At 67.1% G+C, this 23,588-nt stretch carries 20 protein-coding genes and 2 tRNA genes; 11 read left to right on the top strand and 11 right to left on the bottom strand.

What is annotated here, in order from left to right:
* Positions 1-21 precede the first annotated feature (21 nt).
* Positions 22-824, bottom strand: a protein-coding gene (locus tag BO996_RS28775) for an IS5 family transposase (protein WP_156898017.1) whose coding sequence is annotated in 2 segments (ribosomal slippage) — positions 22-497 and positions 497-824 — 804 coding nt in all. Because the reading frame shifts where the segments join, the coding sequence is not laid out codon by codon here.
* Between the two features lie 764 nt (positions 825-1,588).
* On the opposite strand from BO996_RS28775, the gene BO996_RS12705 reads away from it, so the two are divergent.
* The 5 genes from BO996_RS12705 (at position 1,589) to BO996_RS12725 (ending at position 4,367) form a co-directional block, all read left to right on the top strand.
* Complete coding sequence (locus BO996_RS12705; protein ID WP_043824220.1) at positions 1,589-2,353, top strand: M48 family metalloprotease; 765 nt, start codon at positions 1,589-1,591, stop codon at positions 2,351-2,353.
* Between the two features lie 149 nt (positions 2,354-2,502).
* Positions 2,503-2,578 (top strand) — tRNA-Gly (locus tag BO996_RS12710).
* 98 nt (positions 2,579-2,676) lie between these two features.
* Positions 2,677-2,767 (top strand) — tRNA-Leu (locus BO996_RS12715).
* Between the two features lie 329 nt (positions 2,768-3,096).
* Positions 3,097-3,723 carry a DUF6806 family protein gene (locus BO996_RS12720; protein WP_013803265.1) on the top strand — a complete coding sequence of 209 codons (627 nt, stop codon included), beginning with the start codon at positions 3,097-3,099 and terminating at the stop codon, positions 3,721-3,723.
* Between the two features lie 32 nt (positions 3,724-3,755).
* Positions 3,756-4,367: a M48 metallopeptidase family protein gene (locus BO996_RS12725; protein ID WP_012204534.1), complete on the top strand. Its 612-nt coding sequence runs from the start codon at positions 3,756-3,758 to the stop codon at positions 4,365-4,367.
* Between the two features lies 1 nt (position 4,368).
* On the opposite strand, the gene murI is transcribed toward BO996_RS12725, so the two are convergent.
* From murI to BO996_RS12745, 4 genes are all read right to left on the bottom strand, one after another.
* Complete coding sequence (gene murI, locus BO996_RS12730) at positions 4,369-5,259, bottom strand: glutamate racemase (protein ID WP_071957090.1); 891 nt, start codon at positions 5,257-5,259, stop codon at positions 4,369-4,371.
* Positions 5,260-5,317: 58 nt separating this feature from the next.
* Positions 5,318-5,905 (bottom strand): GNAT family N-acetyltransferase, encoded by a 588-nt coding sequence (locus BO996_RS12735; RefSeq protein ID WP_071954936.1) that lies wholly within the window; start codon positions 5,903-5,905, stop codon positions 5,318-5,320.
* Positions 5,902-6,534 carry a class I SAM-dependent methyltransferase gene (locus BO996_RS12740; RefSeq protein WP_071954937.1) on the bottom strand — a complete coding sequence of 211 codons (633 nt, stop codon included), beginning with the start codon at positions 6,532-6,534 and terminating at the stop codon, positions 5,902-5,904. The genes BO996_RS12735 and BO996_RS12740 overlap by 4 nt, the downstream gene beginning before the upstream one ends.
* Before the next feature lie 100 nt (positions 6,535-6,634).
* A complete protein-coding gene (locus tag BO996_RS12745; RefSeq protein ID WP_034391754.1) occupies positions 6,635-8,188 on the bottom strand; it encodes a fumarate hydratase in 1,554 nt (517 codons plus the stop codon).
* A gap of 313 nt (positions 8,189-8,501) precedes the next feature.
* Here BO996_RS12745 and fumC point away from each other — a divergent pair, with 313 nt between their 5' ends.
* Positions 8,502-9,893, top strand: a complete 1,392-nt coding sequence (gene fumC, locus BO996_RS12750) for a class II fumarate hydratase (protein ID WP_071954938.1) — start codon at positions 8,502-8,504, stop codon at positions 9,891-9,893.
* 68 nt (positions 9,894-9,961) lie between these two features.
* On the opposite strand, the gene BO996_RS12755 is transcribed toward fumC, so the two are convergent.
* The 4 genes from BO996_RS12755 to BO996_RS12770 all read right to left on the bottom strand — a co-directional run bounded on the left by BO996_RS12755 (position 9,962) and on the right by BO996_RS12770 (position 13,598).
* Positions 9,962-10,861, bottom strand: a complete 900-nt coding sequence (locus tag BO996_RS12755) for an alpha/beta hydrolase (RefSeq protein WP_012204540.1) — start codon at positions 10,859-10,861, stop codon at positions 9,962-9,964.
* A gap of 162 nt (positions 10,862-11,023) precedes the next feature.
* The gene (locus BO996_RS12760; RefSeq protein ID WP_071954939.1) at positions 11,024-12,250 is read right to left on the bottom strand and encodes a multidrug effflux MFS transporter; all 1,227 of its coding nucleotides are present in this window, start codon (positions 12,248-12,250) and stop codon (positions 11,024-11,026) included.
* Position 12,251: 1 nt separating this feature from the next.
* On the bottom strand, positions 12,252-12,761 hold the full coding sequence (locus BO996_RS12765; protein WP_071954940.1) for a MarR family winged helix-turn-helix transcriptional regulator: 510 nt from the start codon (positions 12,759-12,761) through the stop codon (positions 12,252-12,254).
* A gap of 150 nt (positions 12,762-12,911) precedes the next feature.
* On the bottom strand, positions 12,912-13,598 hold the full coding sequence (locus BO996_RS12770) for a DUF3334 family protein (protein ID WP_012204543.1): 687 nt from the start codon (positions 13,596-13,598) through the stop codon (positions 12,912-12,914).
* 139 nt (positions 13,599-13,737) lie between these two features.
* Between BO996_RS12770 and BO996_RS12775 the strand changes: the two genes are divergently transcribed.
* On the top strand, positions 13,738-14,376 hold the full coding sequence (locus BO996_RS12775) for a ParB-like protein (RefSeq protein WP_071954941.1): 639 nt from the start codon (positions 13,738-13,740) through the stop codon (positions 14,374-14,376).
* Positions 14,376-15,992 (top strand): SulP family inorganic anion transporter, encoded by a 1,617-nt coding sequence (locus BO996_RS12780; protein ID WP_071954942.1) that lies wholly within the window; start codon positions 14,376-14,378, stop codon positions 15,990-15,992. The genes BO996_RS12775 and BO996_RS12780 overlap by 1 nt, the downstream gene beginning before the upstream one ends.
* A gap of 21 nt (positions 15,993-16,013) precedes the next feature.
* On the opposite strand, the gene BO996_RS12785 is transcribed toward BO996_RS12780, so the two are convergent.
* Complete coding sequence (locus tag BO996_RS12785; RefSeq protein ID WP_071954943.1) at positions 16,014-17,000, bottom strand: LacI family DNA-binding transcriptional regulator; 987 nt, start codon at positions 16,998-17,000, stop codon at positions 16,014-16,016.
* Between the two features lie 135 nt (positions 17,001-17,135).
* On the opposite strand from BO996_RS12785, the gene ptsP reads away from it, so the two are divergent.
* Genes ptsP through BO996_RS12800 form a run of 3 tightly spaced genes read left to right on the top strand, consistent with a single transcriptional unit; the run spans position 17,136 to position 22,416 of the window.
* Positions 17,136-19,679, top strand: a complete 2,544-nt coding sequence (gene ptsP / locus BO996_RS12790) for a phosphoenolpyruvate--protein phosphotransferase (RefSeq protein ID WP_071954944.1) — start codon at positions 17,136-17,138, stop codon at positions 19,677-19,679.
* Complete coding sequence (locus BO996_RS12795) at positions 19,676-20,641, top strand: 1-phosphofructokinase family hexose kinase (protein ID WP_071954945.1); 966 nt, start codon at positions 19,676-19,678, stop codon at positions 20,639-20,641. The genes ptsP and BO996_RS12795 overlap by 4 nt, the downstream gene beginning before the upstream one ends.
* Before the next feature lie 23 nt (positions 20,642-20,664).
* Entirely contained in the window at positions 20,665-22,416 is a 1,752-nt protein-coding gene (locus BO996_RS12800) for a PTS fructose transporter subunit IIC (RefSeq protein ID WP_071954946.1), read from the top strand.
* Between the two features lie 58 nt (positions 22,417-22,474).
* On the opposite strand, the gene proX is transcribed toward BO996_RS12800, so the two are convergent.
* Positions 22,475-23,521, bottom strand: a complete 1,047-nt coding sequence (gene proX, locus BO996_RS12805; protein ID WP_012204550.1) for a glycine betaine/L-proline ABC transporter substrate-binding protein ProX — start codon at positions 23,519-23,521, stop codon at positions 22,475-22,477.
* Positions 23,522-23,588: the final 67 nt, after the last annotated feature.

Consider the following 23,588-nt stretch of genomic DNA (forward strand, 5'->3'; position numbering starts at 1 on the left):
TTGGTCTAAGACTGGCTAACATCACCGATCCACGAAGCGCGCGCAGATGATCGCGGCCGCCAATTTCAGCAGCGCTTCGTGGATATCCAGTCGTCGTTCAAAGCGGATTCGCAGCTTGCCAAAGCCTGCAAACCAGCTGTGCGTCCTCTCCACCACCCACCGGTGCTTTCCCAACCGCTCGCTGCTCTCAATGCCTCGTCTGGCAATCCGGCCAATGCTGCCCCGCGGCCTCAGGTGGGCTCGGCATTGCTTGAAGTCGTAGCCTTTGTCGGTGTGCAGCTTGGCTGGTTTTTTACGGGGACGCCCTGGCAAGCCTGCAATCGCAGGAATCGCGTCAACGCACTTCTCGAACATCTTGGAGTCATGCCTGTTCGCACCGCTGAACAAGATCACCAGAGGAATGCCCCTGGCATCTACAACTATGTGTCGCTTGGAGCCGAGCTTGCCTCTGTCCGGGGGGTTAGGGCCCGTTTCTTGGTCTCCTGGGGGCTTGGTGCCGAGGCGCCATCAATGCTGGCCCGGCTCCAATCGATTTGGTCGTGTTCACGCAAGCGAGTCAGCATGGCCTGGTGCAACTGCTCCCAGACGCCAGCAGTATTCCAGTCGCGCAGGCGCCTCCAGCAAGTCATGCCGCTGCAGTACCCAAGAGATTGGGGAAGGTCTTCCCATGGTATGCCTGTTTGCAGCACGAACAAGATGCCGTTGAGGGCGGCCTCATCGCTGACTGTGAGCTTGCGCGCACCGCCTTTGGCAGAAGGCACGAAGGCTGGTACCAGGGGTTGTAGCTGTCGCCACAGTTCTTTGCTTACGGGTCGTCGTGCCATAAGGGCAGCGAGCATAACCGCTCTGCGGGGGGCTGCGTCGAAGTGGTGTTAGCGACTCTTAATACAGAGGTACGTGCACGCCACTTGGCCACCGTCTTGGAGTCAATTCCGTAGCGCTTGTCAAGAGACCGAGCGGAGCTAGTCACTAGCTGGAATTCTGAGGTGATACGCGGGAGTGTACGGATGCTGCGGTACAGGAGGATTGCCCTAGTTGTCCTATTTCAAGCTGAAAATGCGACATGACTTCATTGCGTAGTACATCTTACGGGCTGCGAGCGGATTTTGTGTTTTTTGGTTGGTTCCGTTGTAAGTCATTGAATTTAAAAGCTTGTTATGGATTGCAAATCCGGTTAGACCAGTTCGACTCTGGTTCGCGCCTCCAAAAATTCATTGCAGACACAGTGTTCAAAAGGCCCCTCGGGGCCTTTTTCTTTTTCTGCATCACGGATCGTTGTTGGTCCTTGGTGCCATGTCTCCGCAGCGGCCTCGACTTGGCTGGCGCATCTTCTTCTCTTCCGATTCAGTGCCGTGGCAGTGCTTCACGCTCTGTGCATCGAGAGCATGGCTGCATGCCTGTTTTGGTCATTCATCGCTGATTTGGTGAATTTAATTGTTTCCATTTGTTGTAATGAGCAGTCGTCATTGAAATTTTGCATTGCTTGTCCATTGAGAAATTGCAAGAAATTGCAAATGGGTTGTCATTGCCGGTAGATTGAATTGGCGGGTCGTGGATATGATGCGCGCTTCATTTATTGGGAGGGATTATGAAGATCAAGTTATTGACGGCGATTGTTGCCAGCGGCGTGGTGCTGGCGGGCTGTAAAACCATGGAGTCTGCCGATGTGGGCGGGTTGCTGGATTCGGGCTCCACGGCCATGAAAGCCATGACGCTCACGGATGACGACGTGGTCACGCTGTCCAATGATTCCTGCGCAGCCATGGATGCCCAGAACAAGGTGGCAGATGCAAAGAGCAAGTACACGCTGCGGCTGAACAAGGTGATTGCCGGCATGCCGCAGGCTGTCAATGGGAAGAAGGCTGTCTACAAGGTCTATATGACGCAGGACGTGAATGCCTGGGCCATGGCCAATGGCTGCATCCGTGTCTACAGCGGCCTGATGGATCTGATGAACGATGACGAGCTGCGTGGCGTGATTGGCCATGAGATCGGGCACGTGGCACTGGGTCACAGCAAGAAGCGCATGCAGACGGCCTATGCGGCGTCGGCCGCACGTTCTATTGCAGCCAATAGCGGCAATTCGGCGCTGGCCTCGCTGTCGCGTTCGCAGGCGGGTGATCTGGGTGAGAAGTTCATCAATGCCCAGTTCTCGCAGTCGCAGGAGTCGGCGGCTGATGACTACTCCTTCGATCTGCTCACGGAAAAGAAGATGAGCCGCCAGGGGCTGGTCACATCGTTCCAGAAGCTGGCCAAGCTCAGCGCTGGCAGCGGCGGCAGCTCCATCCTGAGCTCCCATCCGCCGTCCGAACAGCGGGCCAAGCGCATGCAGGATCGCATCGACGGCAAGTAGGCGTCGACGGTGAAGCAGCCTGCCGCAGCAAAGTGCAAGGCGGGCTGCGATCTGCCTTGGTGCAGATTTTTTGCGGGCTTCTTCCGAAGCACCAAAAATCTGCGCTAGAATTCAAGTCTGCTCTGTGAAGCGCACAGCTTTACAGATACGCGGGAATAGCTCAGTTGGTAGAGCGCAACCTTGCCAAGGTTGAGGTCGACGGTTCGAACCCGTTTTCCCGCTCCAATTCAGAAAAAAGGGAAGCGGTAACGCTTCCCTTTTTCGTTGGTGCTGCAGTTGCAGGTGTGAGCAGTTCGCGCTGACCTGTGACGCTGCGGTGCAGGGCCCCGATGGTGAAATTGGTAGACACTGCGGACTTAAAATCCGCCGCTTCCGAACAGGGGCGTGCCGGTTCGATCCCGGCTCGGGGCACCACAACCCAATACGTACTAGGCATTGTTGCTATCTATACGGTAGCGGATTGAAGCAGCCAAGGCGCCTGCTGTTCCGCAAATTCAGGCGTCGGGCCGCAACGTGCATCGACGGTCCTGCCCACTTGCTGCGCTGCACGGTGTCCATGCGTTGCCAAGTCCTTGCCCGTTGGCATAACGTGCGAGAATCCATTCATCAGGCCCCGGGCTGCTTGCCTGGATGGCGCGGCTCGGGCAGACAGTGATGGCGATGCCTGCATGCGTTCCGTTGACGTTGATCGTGGCACATGGTGCGGCGTGACAGGTGTGGCCAAACTCATCCCAGACGAGAACATGTCGAATTACAACGCTCCATTTGAAATCCACGTGCACGGCCAAGTGCTGCTGCGCCCCGACACGACCTACGAGCAGTTGCAGGAAGCGCTGGGTCCGCTGTGGAAGTATGCGGGGGCCCGTTCCCTGGCCGATGGCGCTGGCAGCGTCTATGAGGAAGAGCCAGGCATCCAGTTCGATACCAAGGAGCGCCTGCTCCAGGTGTGCTGGACCGTGCGTGGTGACGAGGATTTCCGCCAGTCGCTGGACGACATGTGCATGGGCATCAATGAGCTGGCCGAGCAGGGCGCGGCCATCGAGGTGACCTTCTACGACACCGAGTTCGACGAGGAAGAGGAGTCCGAAGAGGCCGAGTCGCGCGACGACTTCGTCATGCTCTTCGTTGGCCCGACGCCCGCGGCCATCATGCAGGTGCAGCGCGACCTGCTGGTGCAGGACGTGGTCAACCTGATGGAGCGCCATTTCGACGGCTCCGAGCTGGGTGGCGTGGTGCAGGAGATCGACAAGCTGTTCTCCCAGCGCTTCGACGCCCTGGTCAGTTCGCTGGAGATCGGCAAGCCGCCGCGTGGCATGGGTGGATCGGGTTCGGGCCACGGCGGCAACCGCCGCCCTCGCCACCTGCATTGAGCGCAAGGCGCTGCCCCGCGCAGCGTACAGCCATGGCGGCACAGGCCAGCACGCCCAAGTATTCCGGAGCAGTCACCGAGACCGTGCGCCGCCAGCGCGAGCAGCGGCGCGAGGTGGCCGGTGGCGCGCTGCCGCTTCCCTACCTGTCCGCCTACCCGGCCGCGCTGCAGTCACAGGTGCGTGGCTGGCTGGCCGATGACAAGGCCGAGGCCTGGCTGCTGCGCAAGCATCCCGAGGCCCATGCCGTGCGCACGGACAAGAGCCTCTATGACTACGTGGATGCCCTCAAGGGCCGGCACATGCGCAATGCCGGCACGCTGAACAAGGTGGCCTACGACGGCCGCATCCATGTGGTCCACAACGCCCTGGGCCTGCACACGCGCCGCACCGTGGTGCAGGGAAGCCGCCTCAATGCACGGCATGAGATCCGCATCGGCGCACTGTTCAAGCAGGCGCCCGAGGCTTTCCTGCGCATGATCGTCGTCCACGAGCTGGCCCATCTGCGCGAGCCCGACCACGACAAGGCCTTCTACCAGCTGTGTACCCACATGGAGCCCGACTACCACCAGCTGGAGTTCGAGTTGCGGCTGTACCTGAGCTGGATGGACCACTCGGGCCGGCGCCTGTGGCAGGCGCAGCCGTGATTCAAGCGGCCGTGGGAATGGCGCTGGATTCGCCGACCTGAACGGACGAGCAGCATTGCGCAGGCAGCTCCAGCCAGCGCGATGCGGCGGACTGCAGGGCCTGCAGCGATCCCGTGGTCATCAGCTGGACCTGGCCCTCTGCTGCGGGCAAGGGGCCTGATTCGCTGGCCAGGGTGCCCAGGCGGTCCAGCACGCGCCGCGTCTGGCGGGCTACCGGGGCACCTGTGTCGATGAACTGGATGTCCGGCCCCAGCAGCGTGCGCAACTGCTCGCGGGCGAATATGTAGTGGGTGCAGCCCAGCACCAGGGAATCCATCTCACCCGTCTTCTGTCCGAAGCTGCCCAGGGCATTCACATACTTGGCGCACAGTTGCGCCACCTCGGTGGCCATGGGGTCGGCGGGAACGGGTTGCTCCGTGCTTTCCTCGATGGCCTTGGCCAGTCCGTCGCAGGGCTGGACATGGAATTGCACGCGCTGGCCATGGTCGGCCACCAACCGGGCAAAGCGCGCACTGCTCACCGTGCCGCGTGTGGCCATCACGCCCACGTGGCCGGTCTGGCTCGAGAGCGAAGCGGGCTTGATGGCGGGCTCCACGCCGATCAGGGGCAATTCGGGCATTTCGGCGCGCAGCATGTCCACGGCCGCTGCCGTGGCCGTGTTGCAGGCGATCACCAGCACCTTGATCTGGTGCTGCTCGCGCAGGTGGCGCGCAATGGTGCGCGTGCGCTGCTGAACGAAGGCATCGCCGCGTGCGTCGCCATAGGGTGCATTGCCGCTGTCGGCCAGGTAGACGAAGCGCTCATGCGGCAGTTCATGGCGCAGCGCCTGCAGCACGCTGAGGCCGCCGATGCCGCTGTCGAAGACGCCGATGGGAGAGGCCGGGGAGGTCATGTGGAGATGCGGATAAAGGCTTTTGGAGGCGGCGCCCAGTATGCCCGCTCGGGCGCGTTCATGCTGCGGCCATGGCTTGCTGCTGCAGCCATTGGGCATGTGTCAAGCGATACAGGCAATGCCTGCGCAGCGCATGGCCTGCCGGCACCTGCGGATGGTCGAAGTCATGGGCGTCGCGCTCCATGCCCAGGCGCTGCATCACGGCCTGCGAACGCAGGTTGGACAGCGCGGTGAACGAGACGATGGACTCCAGATGCAACGCGCCGAAGCCGTGCTCCAGCGCCGCCCGTGCACCTTCGCTGGCCAGGCCTTGGCCCCAGAAAGGCCGGGCGAGCCGCCAGCCGATTTCCACGCAGGGCGAGAACGGCAAAGACGCGGCGGGAGTATGCAGCCCGATGAAGCCCATGAACTCGCCGCTGGCAAGGTGCTCTGCCGCCCAGAAGCCCCAGCCGCGTTCCTCGATCAGTGCCTGGATCCTGTCTGCCATGGCATCGCTTTGTTCACGGCTGAGCAGTGCCGGAAAGTGCTCCATGACCTGTGGGTCGGCATTCAGCGCGGCAAAGGGCTGTCGGTCGCCGGTCTGCCACTGGCGCAGTACCAGGCGCGGTGTCCGCAGGGTCGCTACAGGGGAATGTGTGGTGGTCATGGTTGGAGAGGGCGCTGCAGTACCAGCAGATACGCGGCTGCATGGCCGTGGAAGGAGTGGGGGATGAAGCCTGCCTCACCTGCCAGCTTTTCCACGCTGGTGCGGCGCTGGAAATGCGGGTCGAAGACCAGCTCGGCCACGGCCAGCAGGCCGCCGGGGCGCAGGCTCTGGAAGATATCGGCCAGCGCGGCCTGGCGGTCCGGAATCTCTCCCAGCACGGCGGCCATCACGGCGCGGTCGTGCTGCTGCGCTTCAAGCTGCCCCTGGCCCAGCGCAGCCGCCTGGGTGCGCACATTCTCCAGCCCCTGGGCGCGCGCCTTGGCAGCCACCTGTTCAAGCATGGCCGGCTGCAGGTCCACGGCCAGCACCTGTCCCTGCGCGCCAACGGCACGCGCCAATGGCAGGGTGACGCGGCCCGGGCCGCAGCCCGCGTCCAGCACCTTCATGCCCGGCTGGATCTGCAGTTGCCCGACGATGAAGGCGGCCTTGTTGCTGGCCGCGAAGGGGTTGTCAAGCTCGACCATCCAGCGCAGCCAGGACGGGCAGGGCAGGACATGGCGGCGGGAGGACAGACGCCAGGCCAGGCTGGTCACGGCCAGCAGGGCGATGAGGACGAGCGCGATGGTCATGTTGAATGGGCTGTGTTGCAGGCAGCGGGCAGTCTGTCACAAATGCCCGCACCAATGAAAAGACCGCCCGAAGGCGGTCCCTTTGCGCTTGGCGCCGGCTTCAGGCCGAAGCGATCTCAATGGTCTTGAATTCGCCGGAGGCGATGCGCTTTTGCCATTCGGCAGGGCCCGTGATGTGGGCGCTGGTGCCGCCGGCATCCACGGCCACGGTCACGGGCATGTCCACCACGTCGAATTCGTAGATGGCTTCCATGCCCAGGTCCTCGAAGCCCACGACCTTGGCGTTCTTGATGGCCTTGGACACCAGGTAGGCGGCGCCGCCCACGGCCATCAGGTAGGCCGACTTGTGGTTCTTGATGGACTCGATGGCCACCGGGCCGCGCTCGGCCTTGCCGATCATGGCGATCAGGCCGGTCTGCTCCAGCATCATGTCGGTGAACTTGTCCATGCGGGTGGCTGTCGTGGGGCCTGCGGGGCCCACGGCTTCGTCCTTGACCGGGTCCACGGGGCCGACGTAGTAGATCACGCGGTTGGTGAAGTCCACGGGCAGCTTCTCGCCCTTGGCCAGCATGTCCTGGATGCGCTTGTGGGCGGCATCGCGGCCCGTGAGCATCTTGCCGTTGAGCAGCAGGGTGTCGCCGGGCTTCCAGCTGGCCACTTCTTCCTTGGTCAGTGCGTTGAGGTCCACGCGGCGCGACTTGTTGTAGTCGGGCTCCCAGTCGATCTTGGGCCACAGGTCCAGCGAGGGGGCGTCCATGTAGACCGCACCGGAGCCGTCCATCACGAAGTGCGCGTGGCGCGTGGCCGCGCAATTGGGGATCATGGCCACGGGCTTGGAGGCCGCGTGCGTGGGGTACATCTTGATCTTGATGTCCAGCACGGTGGCCAGGCCGCCCAGGCCTTGCGCGCCGATGCCCAGGGCGTTGACCTTCTCGTACAGCTCCAGGCGCAGTTCCTCGACCTGGTCGAGCTTCTCGCCGCGCGCAGCCTTGGCCTGCAGCTCGTACATGTCCAGGTCTTCCATCAGGCTTTCCTTGGCCAGCAGCACGGCCTTCTCGGCGGTGCCGCCGATGCCGATGCCCAGCATGCCCGGCGGGCACCAGCCCGCGCCCATGGTCGGAACGGTCTTGAGAACCCAGTCCACCAGGTTGTCGCTGGGGTTCATCATGATCATCTTGGACTTGTTCTCCGAGCCGCCGCCCTTGGCGGCCACGGTCACGTCCAGCTTGTCGCCGGGCACGATCTGCACGTTGATGACGGCAGGCGTGTTGTCCTTGGTGTTCTTGCGGGCGAACAGCGGATCGGCCACGACCGAGGCACGCAGCGTGTTCTCGGGGTGGTTGTAGCCGCGGCGTACGCCTTCGTTGATGGCGTCTTCCAGGCCGCCCGTGAAGCCTTCCCAGCGCACGTCCATGCCCACCTTCAGGAACACGTTGACGATGCCGGTGTCCTGGCAGATCGGGCGGTGGCCGGTGGCCGACATCTTGGAGTTGGTCAGGATCTGGGCCATCGCGTCCTTGGCCGCCGGGCTCTGCTCGCGTTCGTAGGCGCGGGCCAGGTGGGCGATGTAGTCGGCGGGGTGGTAGTAGCTGATGTACTGCAGGGCGCCTGCGATCGAATCGATCAGGTCCTGCTGGCGGATCGTGGTGGTCATCGGTGGGGTGTCTTTTTGATCGGGGGAACAGGGGAGGGGAATCCCGGGGGCGATTATCGGCGCTGCAGGGGGAAAAGTGCACGCAATGGGCGCAGTCTTGTACAAGAGTCGAGGGGTTTGCCTGGACAAGCCCGCCTCGGCGACACCTCAGTGGGGGACGGATGCGAGAGGTTCCCATTTACGGAGTTACCATGAGCGGGTTTTTGCCATTGCGGCCCTGCCAGCCAGATATCCCCGAGCCACGTCCTGCGCGGCCCGCCGACCTGCCTCCAGCCAACTGCGCCGCGTTGTTTTCACCAAGGAGTCCATACCAATGACCGCGACCCGCCAGGAAAAAGACACTTTCGGACCCATATCCGTCCCCGCAGACAAGCTCTGGGGTGCGCAGACGCAGCGTTCGCTGCAGAACTTCGACATCAGCGGAGAGCAGCAGCCGCGCGAGATCATCCACGCGCTGGCCCAGGTCAAGAAGGCCTCGGCCACCGTCAACCACAAGCTGGGCCTGCTGGACGTGAAGAAGACCCAGGCCATCCTGGCCGCCGCCGACGAGGTGATCGCCGGCAAGCACCCGGACGAGTTCCCGCTGGTGGTCTGGCAGACCGGCTCGGGCACGCAGACCAACATGAACGTCAACGAGGTGCTGGCCAACCGCGCCAGCGAAATCCTCGGTGGCGAGCGCGGCGAGTCGCGCCTGGTCCACCCCAATGACGACGTGAACAAGAGCCAGTCGAGCAACGACGTGTTCCCGACCGCCATGCACGTGGCTGCCGTCACGGCCATCGAGCAAAAGCTGCTGCCCGCCATTGCCCTGCTGCGCAACACGCTGCAGGCCAAGAGCGAGGCCTATGCCGACATCGTCAAGATCGGCCGCACCCATCTGCAGGACGCCACGCCGCTGACGCTGGGCCAGGAAATCTCGGGCTGGGTGGCCCAACTGGCCCATGGCGAAAAGCATGTGCGCGCCGCGCTGCCGCACCTGTACGAGCTGGCGCTGGGCGGCACGGCCGTGGGCACGGGCCTGAATGCGCCCAAGGGCTATGCCGAGGGCGTGGCGGCCGAGCTGTCCCGGCTCACCGGCTACCCGTTCGTGACGGCGCCCAGCAAGTTCGAGGCCCTGGCCTCGTGCGATGGCCTGGTCCACGCCCACGGCGCGCTCAAGACGCTGGCCGCCAGCATGATGAAGATCGCCAACGACGTGCGCTGGCTGGCCTCCGGCCCGCGCAGCGGCCTGGGCGAGATCTCCATCCCCGAGAACGAGCCTGGCTCGTCCATCATGCCCGGCAAGGTCAACCCCACGCAGAGCGAAGCCGTGACCATGCTGGCGGCCCAGGTCTTCGGCAACGACGTGGCGATCAATTTCGGCGGCGCCTCGGGCAACTTCGAGCTGAACGTGTTCCGCCCCATGGTCTCGCACAACTTCCTGCAGAGCGTGCGCCTGCTGGCCGATGGCATGAAGAGCTTCAACGACCACTGCGCCGTGGGCATCGAGCCCAACCGCGAGCGCATCACCGAGCTGGTGCAGCGCTCGCTGATGCTGGTGACGGCGCTGAACCCGCACATCGGCTACGACAAGGCGGCCTACATCGCCAAGAAGGCGCACAAGGAAGGCTCCAGCCTGCGTGAAGCCGCCGTGGCTTCCGGCCACCTGACCGGCGAACAGTTCGACGCCTGGGTGATCCCTGCCAAGATGGTCGGCAATCTGTAAGACCTGCTGATGCAATCAAAAAGGGGAGCCGGCCGGCTCCCCTTTTTTTCTTCACCGCCTGGCCTGGCTCAGTTGTCCGCCTGCGGGCGGCGCACGGTGCGGAACACGTACTTGAGCGCGTCGCCGATGGTGCTTTCCCAGACCGGCCATTCATGCTTGCCGTTGACGATGCGCAGCTCGGCAGGCTGCTTGTTCCTGCGCAGCTGGGCGTAAAGCTGGGCGGCGTCGGACTCGATCATGAATTCATCGTCGTCGCCCGAGTTGATGTACATGGGCACGCTGATCTTGCGGGCGAGAAAGCTGTCCCACAGCACAGGGTAGTTGTAGCTCTTCCAGACCGTGGTGCTGTACTGGCCGCCGGTATTGGGTTCGGCAAAGACCTTGACCGAGCGTGCCGAGGAATCGGCGGGCGGCTCGGGGTTGTAGATGGCGGGGCTCAGCAGTGCGGCGGCCTGGAATTTCTCGGGGTACTTGAGCACGTAGCGCAGCGCGCCGTAGCCGCCCATGGACAGGCCGCCGATCACGCGGCCATCGCGGCTGGTGAGGGTGCGGTACTTCTTCTCGACATGGGGGACAAGGTCCTGGAAGAAGGCCGTCTCCATGGGCTCCTTGAGGTCCACGTACCAGGTCGTTCCCGCGTCGGGCATGACGATGATGGCGGGCGGGATCTCCCCGTTCTGGATCAGCTGGTCCACCGTGCGCAGCAGGTTGCCCTTGACGGGCCAGTCGTTGCGCTGGCCGTCGTTGCCGTGCAGCAGGTACATGACGGGATAGCGCAGCCTGGACTGGGCGTCGTAGCCCGTGGGCAGGTAGACGTTGTAGGTCCAGCTGCGCTGCAGCGTGGCGCTCTTGAACTCGGCGGCCTCGATGGAGCCGGCCTGGGCGGCTGTGCCGGCCAGCAGCGCGGCGGCTGCCAGCGTGCCGGTGGCGGCCTGGCGCAGGACGATGGAAAAGGAAAGTTGGCGCATGGTTTTTTGTCTCCTGTGGGCCGTGGCGGCTGGCCACGGCTGCGCCAATGTAATCGAGGGCCTGTGCGCCTCGCGCCCGCATGCGGGCGGAGCGTCGCCTGGGGGACTGTGGCCCTCAGCCGGGGCGGCCCTCGCCGGGGCGGCCCTCAGCCGGGGCGGCCCTCAGCCGGGCGCCCGCTGCGCGTGGCGCAGCGCGCTGCGAAAGCCCAGTTGCCCCAGCACGCAGGCCACCACCAGGGCCAGCGCCGCCGACAGCGCCGGGTTGCTGCCCAGGCTGGCGCCCAGCGTGCACAGGCCGCCCACGGCCATCTGGGTGCTGCCGTAGACCCCGGCGGCCGAGCCCGTGAGGCGCGGATGCACGCTCAGCGCGCTGGCCAGCGCCGCAGGGCTGGTCAGGCCCGAGCCCAGCGCGAACAGCACCATCAGCCCCACCACGATGGCAGGCGTGAGCTGGTTGAGCAGGGCCAGCAACAGCAGCATGGCCGCGCTGGCCAGGCTCAGCAGATTGCCGTTGAGCATCAGCCGCTCCAGGGGCCAGTGGCGTATCAGCTGGCGGGCCAGCCCATTGCCCACGGCCATGCCGCCCATGAGCAGGCCCAGGTAGATGGCCACCTCATGCTTGGTGGAATGCAGCTGCTCGATGAAGACGAAGGGCGCCGCTGCCAGGAAGGCATAGATGGACGTGGTGGCGCAGCCGCCGCCCACGGCAAAGCCCACGAAGGCCGGCGAGCGCAGCAGGCTGCGGTAGTCGTCGCGGATGGTGCCCAGGTGCAGGCGGCCCGTGGGCTGGCCGGTTTCGGGCAGCAGTTTCCAGATGGCGAAGGCCGTCACGCCGCCGACCACGGCCAGCGTGCCGAAGATGGCGCGCCAGCCCAGGGCGTCGTCGATGGCCGAGCCGATGGCCGGCGCGATGCCGGGACCGATCATCATCATCAGGTTGAGCAGCGCCAGGCTGCCCACGGCGTTCTCGGGCGTGCTTGAATCGCGCGCAATGGCGCGGCCCAGGGCCAGGCCCGCGCAGCCGCCCAGCGCCTGGAGCAGCCGCGCGCCGATCAGCCAGGGGGCGGATGGGGCGAGAAAGGCCGCCAGGCTGGCCAGCGCATAGAGGATGAGCCCGGCCAGCAGCATGGGGCGGCGACCCAGGCTGTCGGACAGCGGGCCATAGATCAGCTGGCCCACGCCTAGGCCCAGGATGTAGACCGTGATGGTCAGCTGCATCTGGCTGGCACCGGCCTGGAGCTGGCGTGCCGCATCGGGCAGGGCGGGCAGGAACATGTGCATGGCCAGCGTGCCGACGATGGTCACGATCACCAGCAGCCACAGCGGTGCCTTGCGGCTGGCCGCTGCATGGTCCTGGGCGGGTGATAGCGAAGAGTGCTCGGCCGTCATCTCAGGCAGCCTGCTCGTCGGGCAGGTCCGTGTCGGAGGTGGGCTCGGAGGCCATGGCCTCCAGCAGGCGCTGCAGCGTGGCATAGGCCGCATCCAGTTCCTCGGGCGGCACGGCGCCCAGCACCTGGGCACGCGCCTGCTGCAGCAGGCCCTGCACGGCTTCTACCTGGGCATGGCCGGCTGGCGTGAGCTGGATTTTCCTGACGCGGCGGTCGCTGTCGTCCACGCGCTCTATCCAGCCCTGGGCGGCCAGGCCGTCCACCAGCCGCACGACTGAGGAGCTGTCCAGCGCCAGGGAGTGGGCCAGATCCTTCTGGCGCATGGCCTCGGGCGAGCGCGCCAGGTGCATCAGCGGCATCCACAGTGCCTGGGTCAATCCCATGGGTGCCAGCAGCCGGTCCAGCGTGCGGCGCCACTGCTTGTTCACCTGCCCCAGCGTGAACATGAAATGCCTTTGCACGGCGGCGGGGTCGGCCTGCGTGGGCGGGAAGGGGGCGAAAGGGGACGACATCGGGTGATATTCAAATAGTTGGCATCCCAATTATCTGTATATCAACGATGTCGTTTGCGGGGCCGCCCTGATACATCCGCATGCATCAGGGTCTTGCCCGCAGTGCCGGGGCTGTGTGCCTGGGTTGTAAGCCGGGGCGTGTGCCGGCAGTTACATGCCCAGCGACTTGAGCAGTTCGTCGGTGTCGGTGCTGGCGGCCGGCGCGGGCGCTGCGGCCGGGGCGCTGGCGGCGGTCTGGGCCATGAGCGCATCGGGATCGGGGCGCTCCTGGGGCTCGAAGTCCACGACCTTGATGAACTCGGTGCGGTCCATGGCCAGTTCGAGATAGAAGATGTTGTTGTTGCCCGTGTAGAAGGTCACGCGGCGCGCCTCGGGGGAGTCGAGGTTGGCGTCCACGCTGAGGTTGACCTGCTTGTTCAGGCGGATCATCTTGGGCTGGCTCTGGGTGATGTAGGTCTGAAGCTCGCGCTGGACCTTGCTGGTGAAGTCGCCCACCACCTGGTTCATCAGCTCGCCCATGACGTTGCTGACATCGTCCGAGGTATAGGAGGTGGCCAGGTCGTCCTCGCCCATGCCCATGCTCAGCATGTAGCTGCGGTACAGCTCCATGGCGGCGGCGGCCGAGAAATTGATGATCACCAGGCCCGAGAAGCCGCCGTCCACCAGGACAAAGCAGCCGATGTCGGGCTTGAGGCTGGTCTTGGTGATGCGTTGCACCATGCCCGAATACTGGATCTGGCACTGCGTGGCCACCTGGAGCACGCGCGAGACGGAGTTGCAGAGGCTGATCAGCACGTCTTCCGTGCCATGGACGATGGGATGTTGGGGCTGGTTCATGAGGTCAACGGGACAAAATTGTGAGCGATTATGGGTGCAAGTCCGTTGTTGCGACCATTTGTAACTCCGAAGGCGTATTCTGGATGCCGGACCGGGCAGCCCGCCGGGTCCGCACCTTTGATGCAACGGAGGTTGGACGATGAGAGCGCAGCAGCATCTGACCCGGGTTCCGCTGGACGCACTGCGTCCCACGCAGATGACCATAGGCGCCGCCGAAGTGCAGACCAAGCGCGACCAGTGGAGTCGCCTCAGGCGCAAGGAGCGCGAAGGCCTTCTGGCCTCGCACTGGTTTCCGGCCGTGCTGGGGCCGCGTGGCCTGCACTACATCGTTGACCACCACCACCTGGGGCTGGCGCTGACGCAGGAGTCCGTGGAGCAGGTCTGGGTCATGCAGCTGGCCGATTTCAGCGAGGCCGATCCGCTGATGTTCTGGCGCCTGATGGAGTTCCACCAATGGGCCCATCCGTATGACGAGCGCGGCCGCCGCTGCGACTGGGCCAAGATGCCCGAGCAGCTGGACCGCCTGCGCGACGACCCCTACCGCAGCCTGGCGGGCGCAGTGCGCAAGGCCGGTGGCTATGCCAAGGACACGGCGCCTTTCGTCGAATTCCTCTGGGCCGATTTTTTCCGCACGCGCTTTGCACCCAAGGACCTGCGCAGCGGCAAGAGCGATGTCGCCTTGCCCGATCAGGCCCTGCATGAGGCCTTGGGCCTGGCGCACGGCGCCGAGGCGCGCTACCTGCCGGGCTGGTCCGGCGTCGTTGCCCCGCAATCCTGATGCGTGCCCCTGGCCTGCCTGCCTTGGCCGATTGGGGAGCCGGCCTGTCCATCGCCGGCCTGCTGCTGCCCGAGGCCGTGGCCTATTCCGGCATCGCCGGCCTGCCGCCGCAGGCCGGGGTGATTGCGCTGTTCGCCGGGCTGCTGGCCTATGGCCTGCTGGGGACCAGCCGCTTCGCCATCGTCTCGGCCACATCCTCCTCTGCCGCCGTGCTGCTGGCGGCCACGGCGTCCATGGCCGGCACCTCGCCGCAGCAGCGCATGCTGCTGGGCGTGGGCATCGTGCTGCTGACGGGCCTGTTCTTCGTGGTGGCGGGGCTGGGCGCGGTCTCCAATTTCATTGCCAAGCCCGTGCTGCGCGGTTTTGCGCTGGGGCTGGCGCTGACCATCGTGGTCAAGCAGATCCCGCATGCCGTCGCCTTCCAGCCCGTGCATGGCGATCTGCCGCGCTTTGTCTGGGAGCTGCTGGCCGGCTGGCGGCACTGGAATGGAGCGGGTCTGGCCATGGCCGTTGCGGCGTTGCTGCTGATGCGTGCGCTGGCCCGCTGGCGTGCCCTGCCCGCGGCCTTGCTGGTGATTGCGGCCGGCATTGCGCTGGATGCGGGCGGCTGGTGCGCGCGCTGGGGCATTGCGGCCGTGGGGCCGATACGGCTGGATTTCTCCAACCCCGGCATTCCCTCGCTGTCGCGCGCCGAATGGCTGCGCCTGGGCGAGCTGGCCTTTGCGATGGCGCTCATCCTCTATGCCGAGTCCTACGGCTCCATCCGCAGCTTTGCGCTGCGCCATGGCGACCGCGTCGATGCCAACCGCGACCTGATGGCGCTGGGCGCGGCCAACCTGCTGTCGGGCGTGTTCCATGGCATGCCCGTGGGCGCGGGCTACTCGGCCACCTCGGCCAACGAGGTGGCGGGCGCGCAAAGCCGCGCTGCGGGCCTGGTGGCCTGCGCCGTGGTGGGCCTGGCCGTCTGGCTGCTGCTGCCCTGGATAGAGCGCACGCCGCAGCCGCTGCTGGCCGCCATCGTCATCCACGCCGTGGGCCACACGCTGAACCCTGCCGCGCTGCGCCCTTACTTCGCCTGGCGGCGGGATCGCTTGATCGTGGTGTTGGCCTTCTTTGCCGTGCTGGCGCTGGGCGTGCTCGACGGGCTGCTGCTGGCCATTGCGGCCAGCCTGCTCATGCTGCTGCAAACGCTGTCGCGCTCGCATGTGAGCTGGCTGGGCAGGCTGGGGGACACGCATGACTTTGTCGATGCCGCACGCCACCCCGACGCGGTGGTGCCGGCCGGCCTGCTGATCGCGCGGCCCGAGGCGCCGCTGTTCTTCGGCAATGCCGACCCGGTGTTTGCGGCCATCCGGGAGCGGCTGCAATCCCTGCCTTCGCCCCGCGGCGTGGTGCTGAGCCTGGAAGATTCGGCCGATCTCGATGCCACCAGTGTCGAGGCGCTGTGCGACTTCGCGGCCCAGTTGCGGCAACTGGGCGTGCCGCTGGCCCTGGCCCGCGTCAAGGACCCCGTGCGCGACCTGCTGGCGCGCGTGGGCAATCCGGCCTTGCCGCACGCCAGCTATGCGGGCTGGAGCGTGGACGACGCCGTGCGCCAGTTGCAGATCCCTGCGTGATCCCCGCCCCGGCGCAGCACCTCAGCCCGCCGCCTGGGTGGACTCGCGCACGATGCAGCGTCCCTGCATGATCACCTTGCGCAGCGGCAGGTCGGGCGTGTGCAGCCGCTCCATGAGCAGGCCGAATGCGGCGCGGCCCATGGCCTCCACCGGCTGCTCGATCACGGTGATGGCGGGGGCCACCAGTTCTGTCCAGCGCTCGTTGTCGAAACCGGCAAGCGCCACATCGCCGGGGATGCGCAGGCCTGCGGCGCGTATCGCGCGCAGGCAGCCTTCCAGCAGCAGGCTGTTGCTGGCCACGAAGGCATCGGGCCGCTGCGGCTGGCGCAGCCATTGCGCGACCTCGGCCTCGGCGGCATCGCTGGTCGGAGGCAACTGGCGCAAGTCGGGCGCCAGGCCCGCATCGCGCATGGCGGCCAGATAGCCGTCGCAGCGCTCGCGCGCCGTGCTGCTGGTGCTGCCGAAGACGCCTGCAATGCGGCGGCGGCCCTGGTCCACCAGATGCCTGACCAGGGTGGCGCAGGCCTGGGCGTTGTCCAGCACCACGCTGTCATGGAAGGCCGGGGCGCCCGCCCGGTCCACCAGGACGACGGGGAACTCCAGCTGCATGCGCTCCAACTTGTGCAGGCTGGCCTGGGTGGGCGCAAAGATCAGTCCCGCGATGCGCTCTTCCTGCATGAGCTGCAGGTACATGGCTTCGCGCTGCGGGTCTTCGTCGGTATTGCACAACAGCACGCGCCGGCCCTGGCGATAGGCCTCGGCCTCGACCGCGCGGATCAGGGCCGTGAAAAACGGGTTGCGTATGTCGGCCACCAGCACGCCCATGGGGCCAGCGTCGCGCGCGCGCAGCCGGCGCGCCATCAGATTGGGCCGGTAGCCCGTGGCCTGCACGGCGGCCGCGACCCGCGCCCGGACCTCCTCGCTGACCGAGCCGCCCGCCAGCGCGCGCGATACCGTCGATTTGGAAACTCCGGCCGCACGGGCCACATCGTTGATGCTGATGCTCAATGCAATCGTTCCCGTTGGTTGTGGTGTGCCGCAGAGGATAACTCCAAAGAAATGCCGAGTTATGGCCGGATTATGGCCGGGTTATGTTGCAGTGCAGATTGACTGATGGTTGGGAACGTTCCCACAATCCGCGCCATGATCAATGCCCATTCATCCCTCCCGGCGGTTGCACCCACCGCTCCTGCGGGCCTGCAGATCGCCGTGCGCCTGGACGCCCGGGTGCGCGACAAGGCCGACGCCATCGCCCAGGCGGCCCGGCTGCTCCAGGACAGCGGCTGCGTGGCCCCTGGCTATGCCACCGGCATGCAGGCGCGCGAGGCCCAGGCCGAAACCTTTCTGGGCCACGGCGTGGCCATTCCCCACGGCCGCGCCGAAGACCGGGCCCTGGTGCTGCGCGACGCGGTGGCCGTGCTCCAGGTGCGCGAGGGCCTGGATTGGAATGCCGGCCAGAACGTGCATCTGGTCGTGGCGGTGGCGGCACGCTCCGATGCCCATATCACCTTGCTGCGCCGCCTGGCCGGCCTGCTGCAGACACCCCGGCTGCAGGCGCTGTTCACCACCGGCGATGCGCAGCAGGTCATCGATGTGCTCCAGGGGCAAGCGGACCCGGCGCCGCCTGCCGCCCGCCCGGCGGCAGTGGATCTGGCCGAGGCGCGCGAATGGACCATTGCCTATCCCAACGGCCTGCATGCGCGGCCCGCCACGCGCTGGGCGGAGGCGGCGCGCGGCTTTGCCTCGCGCATCCAGGTGCGCCATGGCGACGAGGTGGCCGATGCGCGGCAGATGGCCAGCCTGCTGCAGCTGGGACTGCGCGAAGGCGACAAGGTCACCGTCTCGGCAGAGGGCCCCGACGCCAGTGCCGCGGTCCAGCGCCTGTGTGCCGTGGCCCAGGCCCTGGTGGCCCAGGAACGTGCCGATGCCGACGCCGCTGCGCGCAAGGCGGCCGAATCGCCCGCCACGGGCTGGCTGCCGCCGCTGGCGCGGCCTGCCTTTGTGGGCCTGGGCGCCAGCCCGGGGCTGGCCGTGGCGCGCATCCACCAGTGGTGTGTGGAGGCCGCCGAGATTCCCGACCTGCCCGAGCCGCTCAGCGTGGGCGGCGCGCGGCTGCATGCGGCGCTGGCCGAGACACAGGGCCAACTGCGCGCCCTGCATGACGACACCCGCCGTCGCCTGGGCGAAGGCGATGCGGCCATCTTCAGCGCGCAGGCCCAGTGGCTGGGCGACACCGGACTCATCACGCGCGCCTGCCAGTTCATGGTCCAGGGCCACGGCGTGGCCTGGGCCTGGGACCAGGCCGTGGAGGAGGGCGCGGCCTGTCTCCAGGCGCTGGACAACCCCGCTCTGGCCGCGCGTGCCGCAGATCTGCGCGACGTGGGCCGGCGCGTGCTGGTGCAACTGCAGCCCTCGCTGGCAGCGGCGGGACCGGAGGGCCTGCCGGAAGGCGGCTGCATCCTGGTCGCGGCCGATCTTTCGCCCTCGGAAACCGCCCGGCTGGACACGGCGCGCGTGGCCGCGCTGGTCACGGCGCAGGGCAGTCCCACCTCGCACACGGCCATACTCGCGCGCACGCTGGGGCTGCCGGCCGCCGTGGCGGCAGGCGGCGGCGTGCTGGGCATGGCCGATGGGGCCCTGGCCATCGTCGATGGCGCCAATGGCCGCATCTACCTTGATCCCTCGGAGCAGGACCTGGCTTCGGCGCATGCCCACATGGCCGAGCAGCGGGCGCTGCAGGAACGCGTGTCCGCGCAGCGCAGCCTGCCTGCCATCACCACCGATGGCGTGCGCATCGAAGTCTGCGCCAACGTCAACCTGCCCGAGCAGGTGCCGCTGGCCCTGTCCCAGGGCGCCGAGGGCGTGGGCCTGATGCGCACGGAATTCCTGTTCCTGGAGCGCGGCAGCACGCCCGGCGAGGACGAGCAGTACGAAACCTACCGCGCCATGGCGCAGGCGCTGGAGGGGCGGCCGCTGATCGTTCGCGCGCTGGACATCGGCGGCGACAAGCAGGTCGCCCACCTGGAGCTGCCGCGCGAGGACAACCCCTTCCTGGGCGTGCGCGGTGCGCGGTTGCTGCTGCGCCGCCCCGACCTGTTGGAGCCCCAGATGCGCGCCCTGTACCGGGCGGCCCGCGATGGCGCAAGGCTGTCGGTAATGTTTCCCATGGTCACCAGCGTGCAGGAGCTGCTGGCGCTGCGCGCGGCCTGCGAACGGCTGCGTGCCGAACTGGACGGCCCGGTCCTGCCGCTGGGCATCATGATCGAGGTGCCCGCCGCCGCCGTGCAGGCCGACGCACTGGCCCGCCATGCCGATTTCTTCTCCATAGGCACGAACGACCTGACCCAGTACGTGCTGGCCATGGACCGCCAGAACCCGCAGCTGGCGGCCGAGGCCGACAGCCTGCATCCGGCCGTACTGCGGATGGTGCGCGCCACCGTGCAGGGCGCTGCCACCCGCGCGCGCCCCGTGGGCGTCTGCGGCGGATTGGCCGGCGACCCGTTCGGTGCGCTGCTGCTGGCCGGGCTGGGGGTGGGCGAGCTGTCCATGACCCCCGGCGACATCGCCGGTGTCAAGGCCGGCCTGCGCGCGGCCAGCCTGCGGCAGTTGAAGGCGCTCGCAGACAGGGCGCTCGGCTGCGAGGATGCCGCGCAGGTGCGGGACCTGGCCAAGGAGGTGACGGCATGAACGCCCCGCAAGCCATTACCGTGACCCTGAACCCGGCCATAGACCAGCTTGTGACCCTGGATGCGCTGCTGCCCGGCCAGGTGCAGCGCGCGCTGGGCAGCGTGCAGGCGCCGGGCGGCAAGGGCATCAATGTTGCCGCCGCCTTGGCGGGCCTGGGCGTTTCCACGGCCGCGCTGGGCGTGCTGGGCAGTGACAACGCCGGCATGTTCGAGGCCTTGTTCGCCCAGCGCGGCATTGCCGACGCCTGCCTGCGCGTGCCGGGCCAGACGCGCACCAACATCAAGCTGGTGGCCGATGGCGGACGCCAGACCACGGACATCAACCTGCCGGGCCTGGCCTTGGCCGAAGCGCATCTGGACGCCGTCATGTCCACGCTGGCCCGGTATCTGCGGCCCGGCCTGGCCGTGGTGCTGTCGGGCAGCCTGCCGGCCGGCCTGCCTGCGGACAGCTGGGCCCGGCTCCAGGCCCAGGCCGTGGCCGCCGGTGCCGACGTGCTGCTGGACACCAGCGAGGCCCCCCTGGCCGCCGCCCTGGCGACGGCCCCCCATGCGGCCATGCCCTGGGCCATCAAGCCCAACCGGGAGGAGTTGCAGGCCGCCACAGGCCAGCGCCTGGACGGCCGCGACACGCTGCTGGCCGCCGCGCGCAGTCTGCTGGACAGGGGGCTGGGGCTGGCCGTGGTGTCCATGGGCGAGGAGGGCGCGCTGTTCGCCAGCGCGCAAGGCGCGGTGATTGCGCGGCCGCCTCAGCGCGCGCGCGGCAGCTCCGTGGGCGCGGGCGATGCCATGGTCGCGGGCATGGTGGCCGCGCGGCTGCGCGGACTGGATCTGGCGGACACCGCACGCCTGTCCACGGCCAGCGCGCTGGCCTGGCTGCAGGCCGCACCCGCGCGCGAAGTCGATGCCAACCGCGTCCAGGCCCTGGCCGCCAGCGTGCTGCTGGAGCCATGCCAGTGGCCGTGATCCCCCATTCTTCAGGAGCTTTCATGAACCCTCTTTTTGTGGTGATCGCAGCCGCCGGGCACGACGCCGAAGCGCTGCTGGCCGCCGAAGCCCTGCGCCATGCGGCCGGACAGCGGCCCTTGGCCGTGGAGGTGCGCGCCAGCGGCGGTGTGATCGGGCTGCATGCGGCCGATGCCGCCGCGCAGGCCGGGCAATTGCTGATCGTGGGGGATGCCGGCACCGATGACGATGCTGACACCGCCGCCGATGCCTCCCGCTTCGTGCAGGCCGCCGTCGAGCGCTGCAGCCTGCGCGAGGCGCTTGATGATCCGGCCGGCGTGCTTGCACGCTGCGCTGCCGCCAGTCCCGCAGCTCAGCGCATGGGCGAGAGTCTGGGCAAGCGCGCGGGCAAGCGGATCGTGGCCGTCACCTCCTGCCCCACGGGCATCGCCCATACCTTCATGGCGGCCGAGGGACTGCAGCGCGGCGCGGCGGCGCTGGGCCACGCCATGCGCGTGGAGACGCAAGGCTCGGTGGGCGCGCTCGATGCGCTGACGCCGCAGGAGATTGCCGAGGCCGACCTGGTCATCATCGCCGCCGACCGCGAGGTCGATCTTTCGCGCTTCGCGGGCAAGCCGCTGCTGCGCAGCGGCACCAAGCCGGCCATACGCGACGGCTCGGGGCTGATCACCAAGGCGCTGGCCGAAGCCACCGTGCATGGTGCCGCCGTAGGCGCTGCTGCAGGCGGCGCCGCGCCCACGCCGGCCCGGACCCAGGGCGGTGCCTATCGCCACCTGATGACCGGCGTGTCCTTCATGCTGCCCTTCGTCACGGCGGGCGGCATTCTGATCGCCATGGCCTTTGCGCTGGGCGGCATCTATGTCCATGACGATGCCCACCAGGGCACGCTGGGCTGGACGCTGTTCCAGATCGGCGCCAAGGGCGGCTTTGCGCTGATGGTGCCGGCGCTGGCCGGCTATATCGCCTATTCCATTGCCGACCGGCCCGGCATTGCGCCGGGCATGATCGGCGGCATGATCGCGTCCAGCATGGGGGCGGGCTTCATCGGCGGCATCGCGGCCGGCTTCATCGCAGGCTACGGCGTGGCCTTCATGGCGGCGCACATCCGGCTGCCGCAGGCGCTCAAGGGCCTGCTGCCCATGCTGATCCTGCCTGTGCTGGGCAGCCTGTTCACGGGGCTGCTGATGTTCTATCTGGTCGGTGCGCCCGTGGCCGAGCTGCTGCAGTGGCTGAGCGCCTGGCTGCGCGGCATGCAGGGTGCCAGCGCCTTGCTGCTGGGCCTGTTGCTGGGCGCGATGATGGCCTTTGACATGGGCGGGCCGGTGAACAAGGCCGCCTATGCGTTTTCCACGGGAATGATCGCGAGCCAGGTCTACACGCCCATGGCTGCAGCCATGATCGCCGGCATGACGCCGCCGCTGGGGCTGGCCCTGGCCACGCGCCTGTTCGCCGACCGCTTCACGCGCGAGGAGCGCGGCAGCGCCGCCTCGGCCGGCGTGCTGGGCCTGGCCTTTGTCACCGAGGGGGCCATTCCCTACGCGGCGCGCGATCCGCTGCGCACGATTCCGGCCCTGGTGCTGGGCTCGGCCGTGGCCGGCGCCGTGTCCATGCTGGCGGGTGTGGAGCTGAAGGTGCCGCATGGCGGCATCTTCGTCGCGCCCATTCCCAACGCCGTGACCCACGTGGCCATGTATGCGGTGGCGCTGGTGGCGGGCGTGGTGGTCACGGCCATCGCCCTGCGCATGTTCAAAAGGCCCGCCGAAGCGAGCCTTTGAAGAGGGCCTTTGAAGCAGGAAGCCGGGGGAGCGCCTGGCGCGGCTCCCCCCGCAGCGTTCAGCGGGCTGCGGCGCGGGCCTGTTCCAGCCAGCCGTCGAAGGTCTTCTGGTGGGCCTTGATCCAGCCGTCCACATGGCGGTTGATGTCCGAGGGCTTGTTCTGGCCCTGGCTCATCATGTGGTTCTGCGCGCTGATGTCGCCCACGGGCAGCTGCATCAGCTCGAACAGCTTGCCGGCGTCGGGATGCTTGTCGGTGAAGGCCTTGTTGGCCACGATCTGCTGCTTGTTCACCACGAAGCCGTAGTTCTTGCCGTTGGGCAGCTTGGTATCGAACTTGGCCTGCTCGCCGGGCAGCGAGGAGAAGGGCACCTCCAGCCACACCACGTCCTTGCCGGGCTTGAGCACGTTGCTCACCCAGTAGGGCGTCCAGGTGTAGTAGAGGATGGGCTTGCCGGCCTTGTAGCGCGAGATGGTGTCGGCGATCAGCGCCGAGTACGTGCCCTGCTTGTGGGTCACGGTGTCGCGCAGCTTGTAGGCCGTCAGGTGGTGCTCGATCACGGCCTCGCAGCCCCAGCCCGGCGTGCAGCCGGTGAGGTCGGCCTTGCCGTCGCCGTCCGAGTCGAACAGCTTGGCGATCTTGGGGTCCTTCAACTGGCCGATATTGGTGATCTTGTATTCGTCGGCCGTCTTCTTGTCGATCAGGTAGCCCTGGGCCGCGTTGTCCGAGTAAACGCCCTTGCGGAACAGCTTGGCGTCGCCGCCCGCGTTCTTGTAGTAGTCGGCGTGCAGCGGGTTCCAGTGCGTGGCCAGGAAAGTGGCGTCGCCATTGGCAATTGCCACGTGGGCCGTGGGGTACTCGACTTCCTGGAAGGGCTGCACGTCGTAGCCCAGCTTCTCCAGGGCTTTCATGACGATCAGGGTCTGGAAGCTTTCTTCGGCGATGGAGCTCTTGAGCGGCGACACCTTCACGCCCTTGCCGGGCTGGTCGCTGGCGGCCGATGCGCCTGCGCAGGCCAGTGCGATGCCGGCAGCCATCGTGGCGGTGCGCAGCCAGTGGCTGGCAGCGGCAGTTGGCAGTCGATTGTGGTTCAGGGCTTGGTTCATCCTCGGGTTCCTCCGTTGTGTGATGAAAGGGGAGTGGGCGGCCAGCGTGGCTGGCCGCTTTTCGGGA

Origin of the sequence: Delftia sp. HK171, from assembly GCF_001886655.1 — a bacterium.
GTDB classification, from domain to species: Bacteria; Pseudomonadota; Gammaproteobacteria; order Burkholderiales; family Burkholderiaceae_C; genus Comamonas; species Comamonas acidovorans.

Coding starts and splice junctions, on each gene's coding strand:
- BO996_RS12705 (WP_043824220.1), top strand. CDS start 1,589: ATGAAGATCAAGTTATTGACGGCGATTGTTGCCAGCGGCGTGGTGCTG.
- BO996_RS12720 (WP_013803265.1), top strand. CDS start 3,097: ATGTCGAATTACAACGCTCCATTTGAAATCCACGTGCACGGCCAAGTG.
- BO996_RS12725 (WP_012204534.1), top strand. CDS start 3,756: ATGGCGGCACAGGCCAGCACGCCCAAGTATTCCGGAGCAGTCACCGAG.
- murI (WP_071957090.1), bottom strand. CDS start 5,259: ATGACCTCCCCGGCCTCTCCCATCGGCGTCTTCGACAGCGGCATCGGC.
- BO996_RS12735 (WP_071954936.1), bottom strand. CDS start 5,905: ATGACCACCACACATTCCCCTGTAGCGACCCTGCGGACACCGCGCCTG.
- BO996_RS12740 (WP_071954937.1), bottom strand. CDS start 6,534: ATGACCATCGCGCTCGTCCTCATCGCCCTGCTGGCCGTGACCAGCCTG.
- BO996_RS12745 (WP_034391754.1), bottom strand. CDS start 8,188: ATGACCACCACGATCCGCCAGCAGGACCTGATCGATTCGATCGCAGGC.
- fumC (WP_071954938.1), top strand. CDS start 8,502: ATGACCGCGACCCGCCAGGAAAAAGACACTTTCGGACCCATATCCGTC.
- BO996_RS12755 (WP_012204540.1), bottom strand. CDS start 10,861: ATGCGCCAACTTTCCTTTTCCATCGTCCTGCGCCAGGCCGCCACCGGC.
- BO996_RS12760 (WP_071954939.1), bottom strand. CDS start 12,250: ATGACGGCCGAGCACTCTTCGCTATCACCCGCCCAGGACCATGCAGCG.
- BO996_RS12765 (WP_071954940.1), bottom strand. CDS start 12,761: ATGTCGTCCCCTTTCGCCCCCTTCCCGCCCACGCAGGCCGACCCCGCC.
- BO996_RS12770 (WP_012204543.1), bottom strand. CDS start 13,598: ATGAACCAGCCCCAACATCCCATCGTCCATGGCACGGAAGACGTGCTG.
- BO996_RS12775 (WP_071954941.1), top strand. CDS start 13,738: ATGAGAGCGCAGCAGCATCTGACCCGGGTTCCGCTGGACGCACTGCGT.
- BO996_RS12780 (WP_071954942.1), top strand. CDS start 14,376: ATGCGTGCCCCTGGCCTGCCTGCCTTGGCCGATTGGGGAGCCGGCCTG.
- ptsP (WP_071954944.1), top strand. CDS start 17,136: ATGATCAATGCCCATTCATCCCTCCCGGCGGTTGCACCCACCGCTCCT.
- BO996_RS12795 (WP_071954945.1), top strand. CDS start 19,676: ATGAACGCCCCGCAAGCCATTACCGTGACCCTGAACCCGGCCATAGAC.
- BO996_RS12800 (WP_071954946.1), top strand. CDS start 20,665: ATGAACCCTCTTTTTGTGGTGATCGCAGCCGCCGGGCACGACGCCGAA.
- proX (WP_012204550.1), bottom strand. CDS start 23,521: ATGAACCAAGCCCTGAACCACAATCGACTGCCAACTGCCGCTGCCAGC.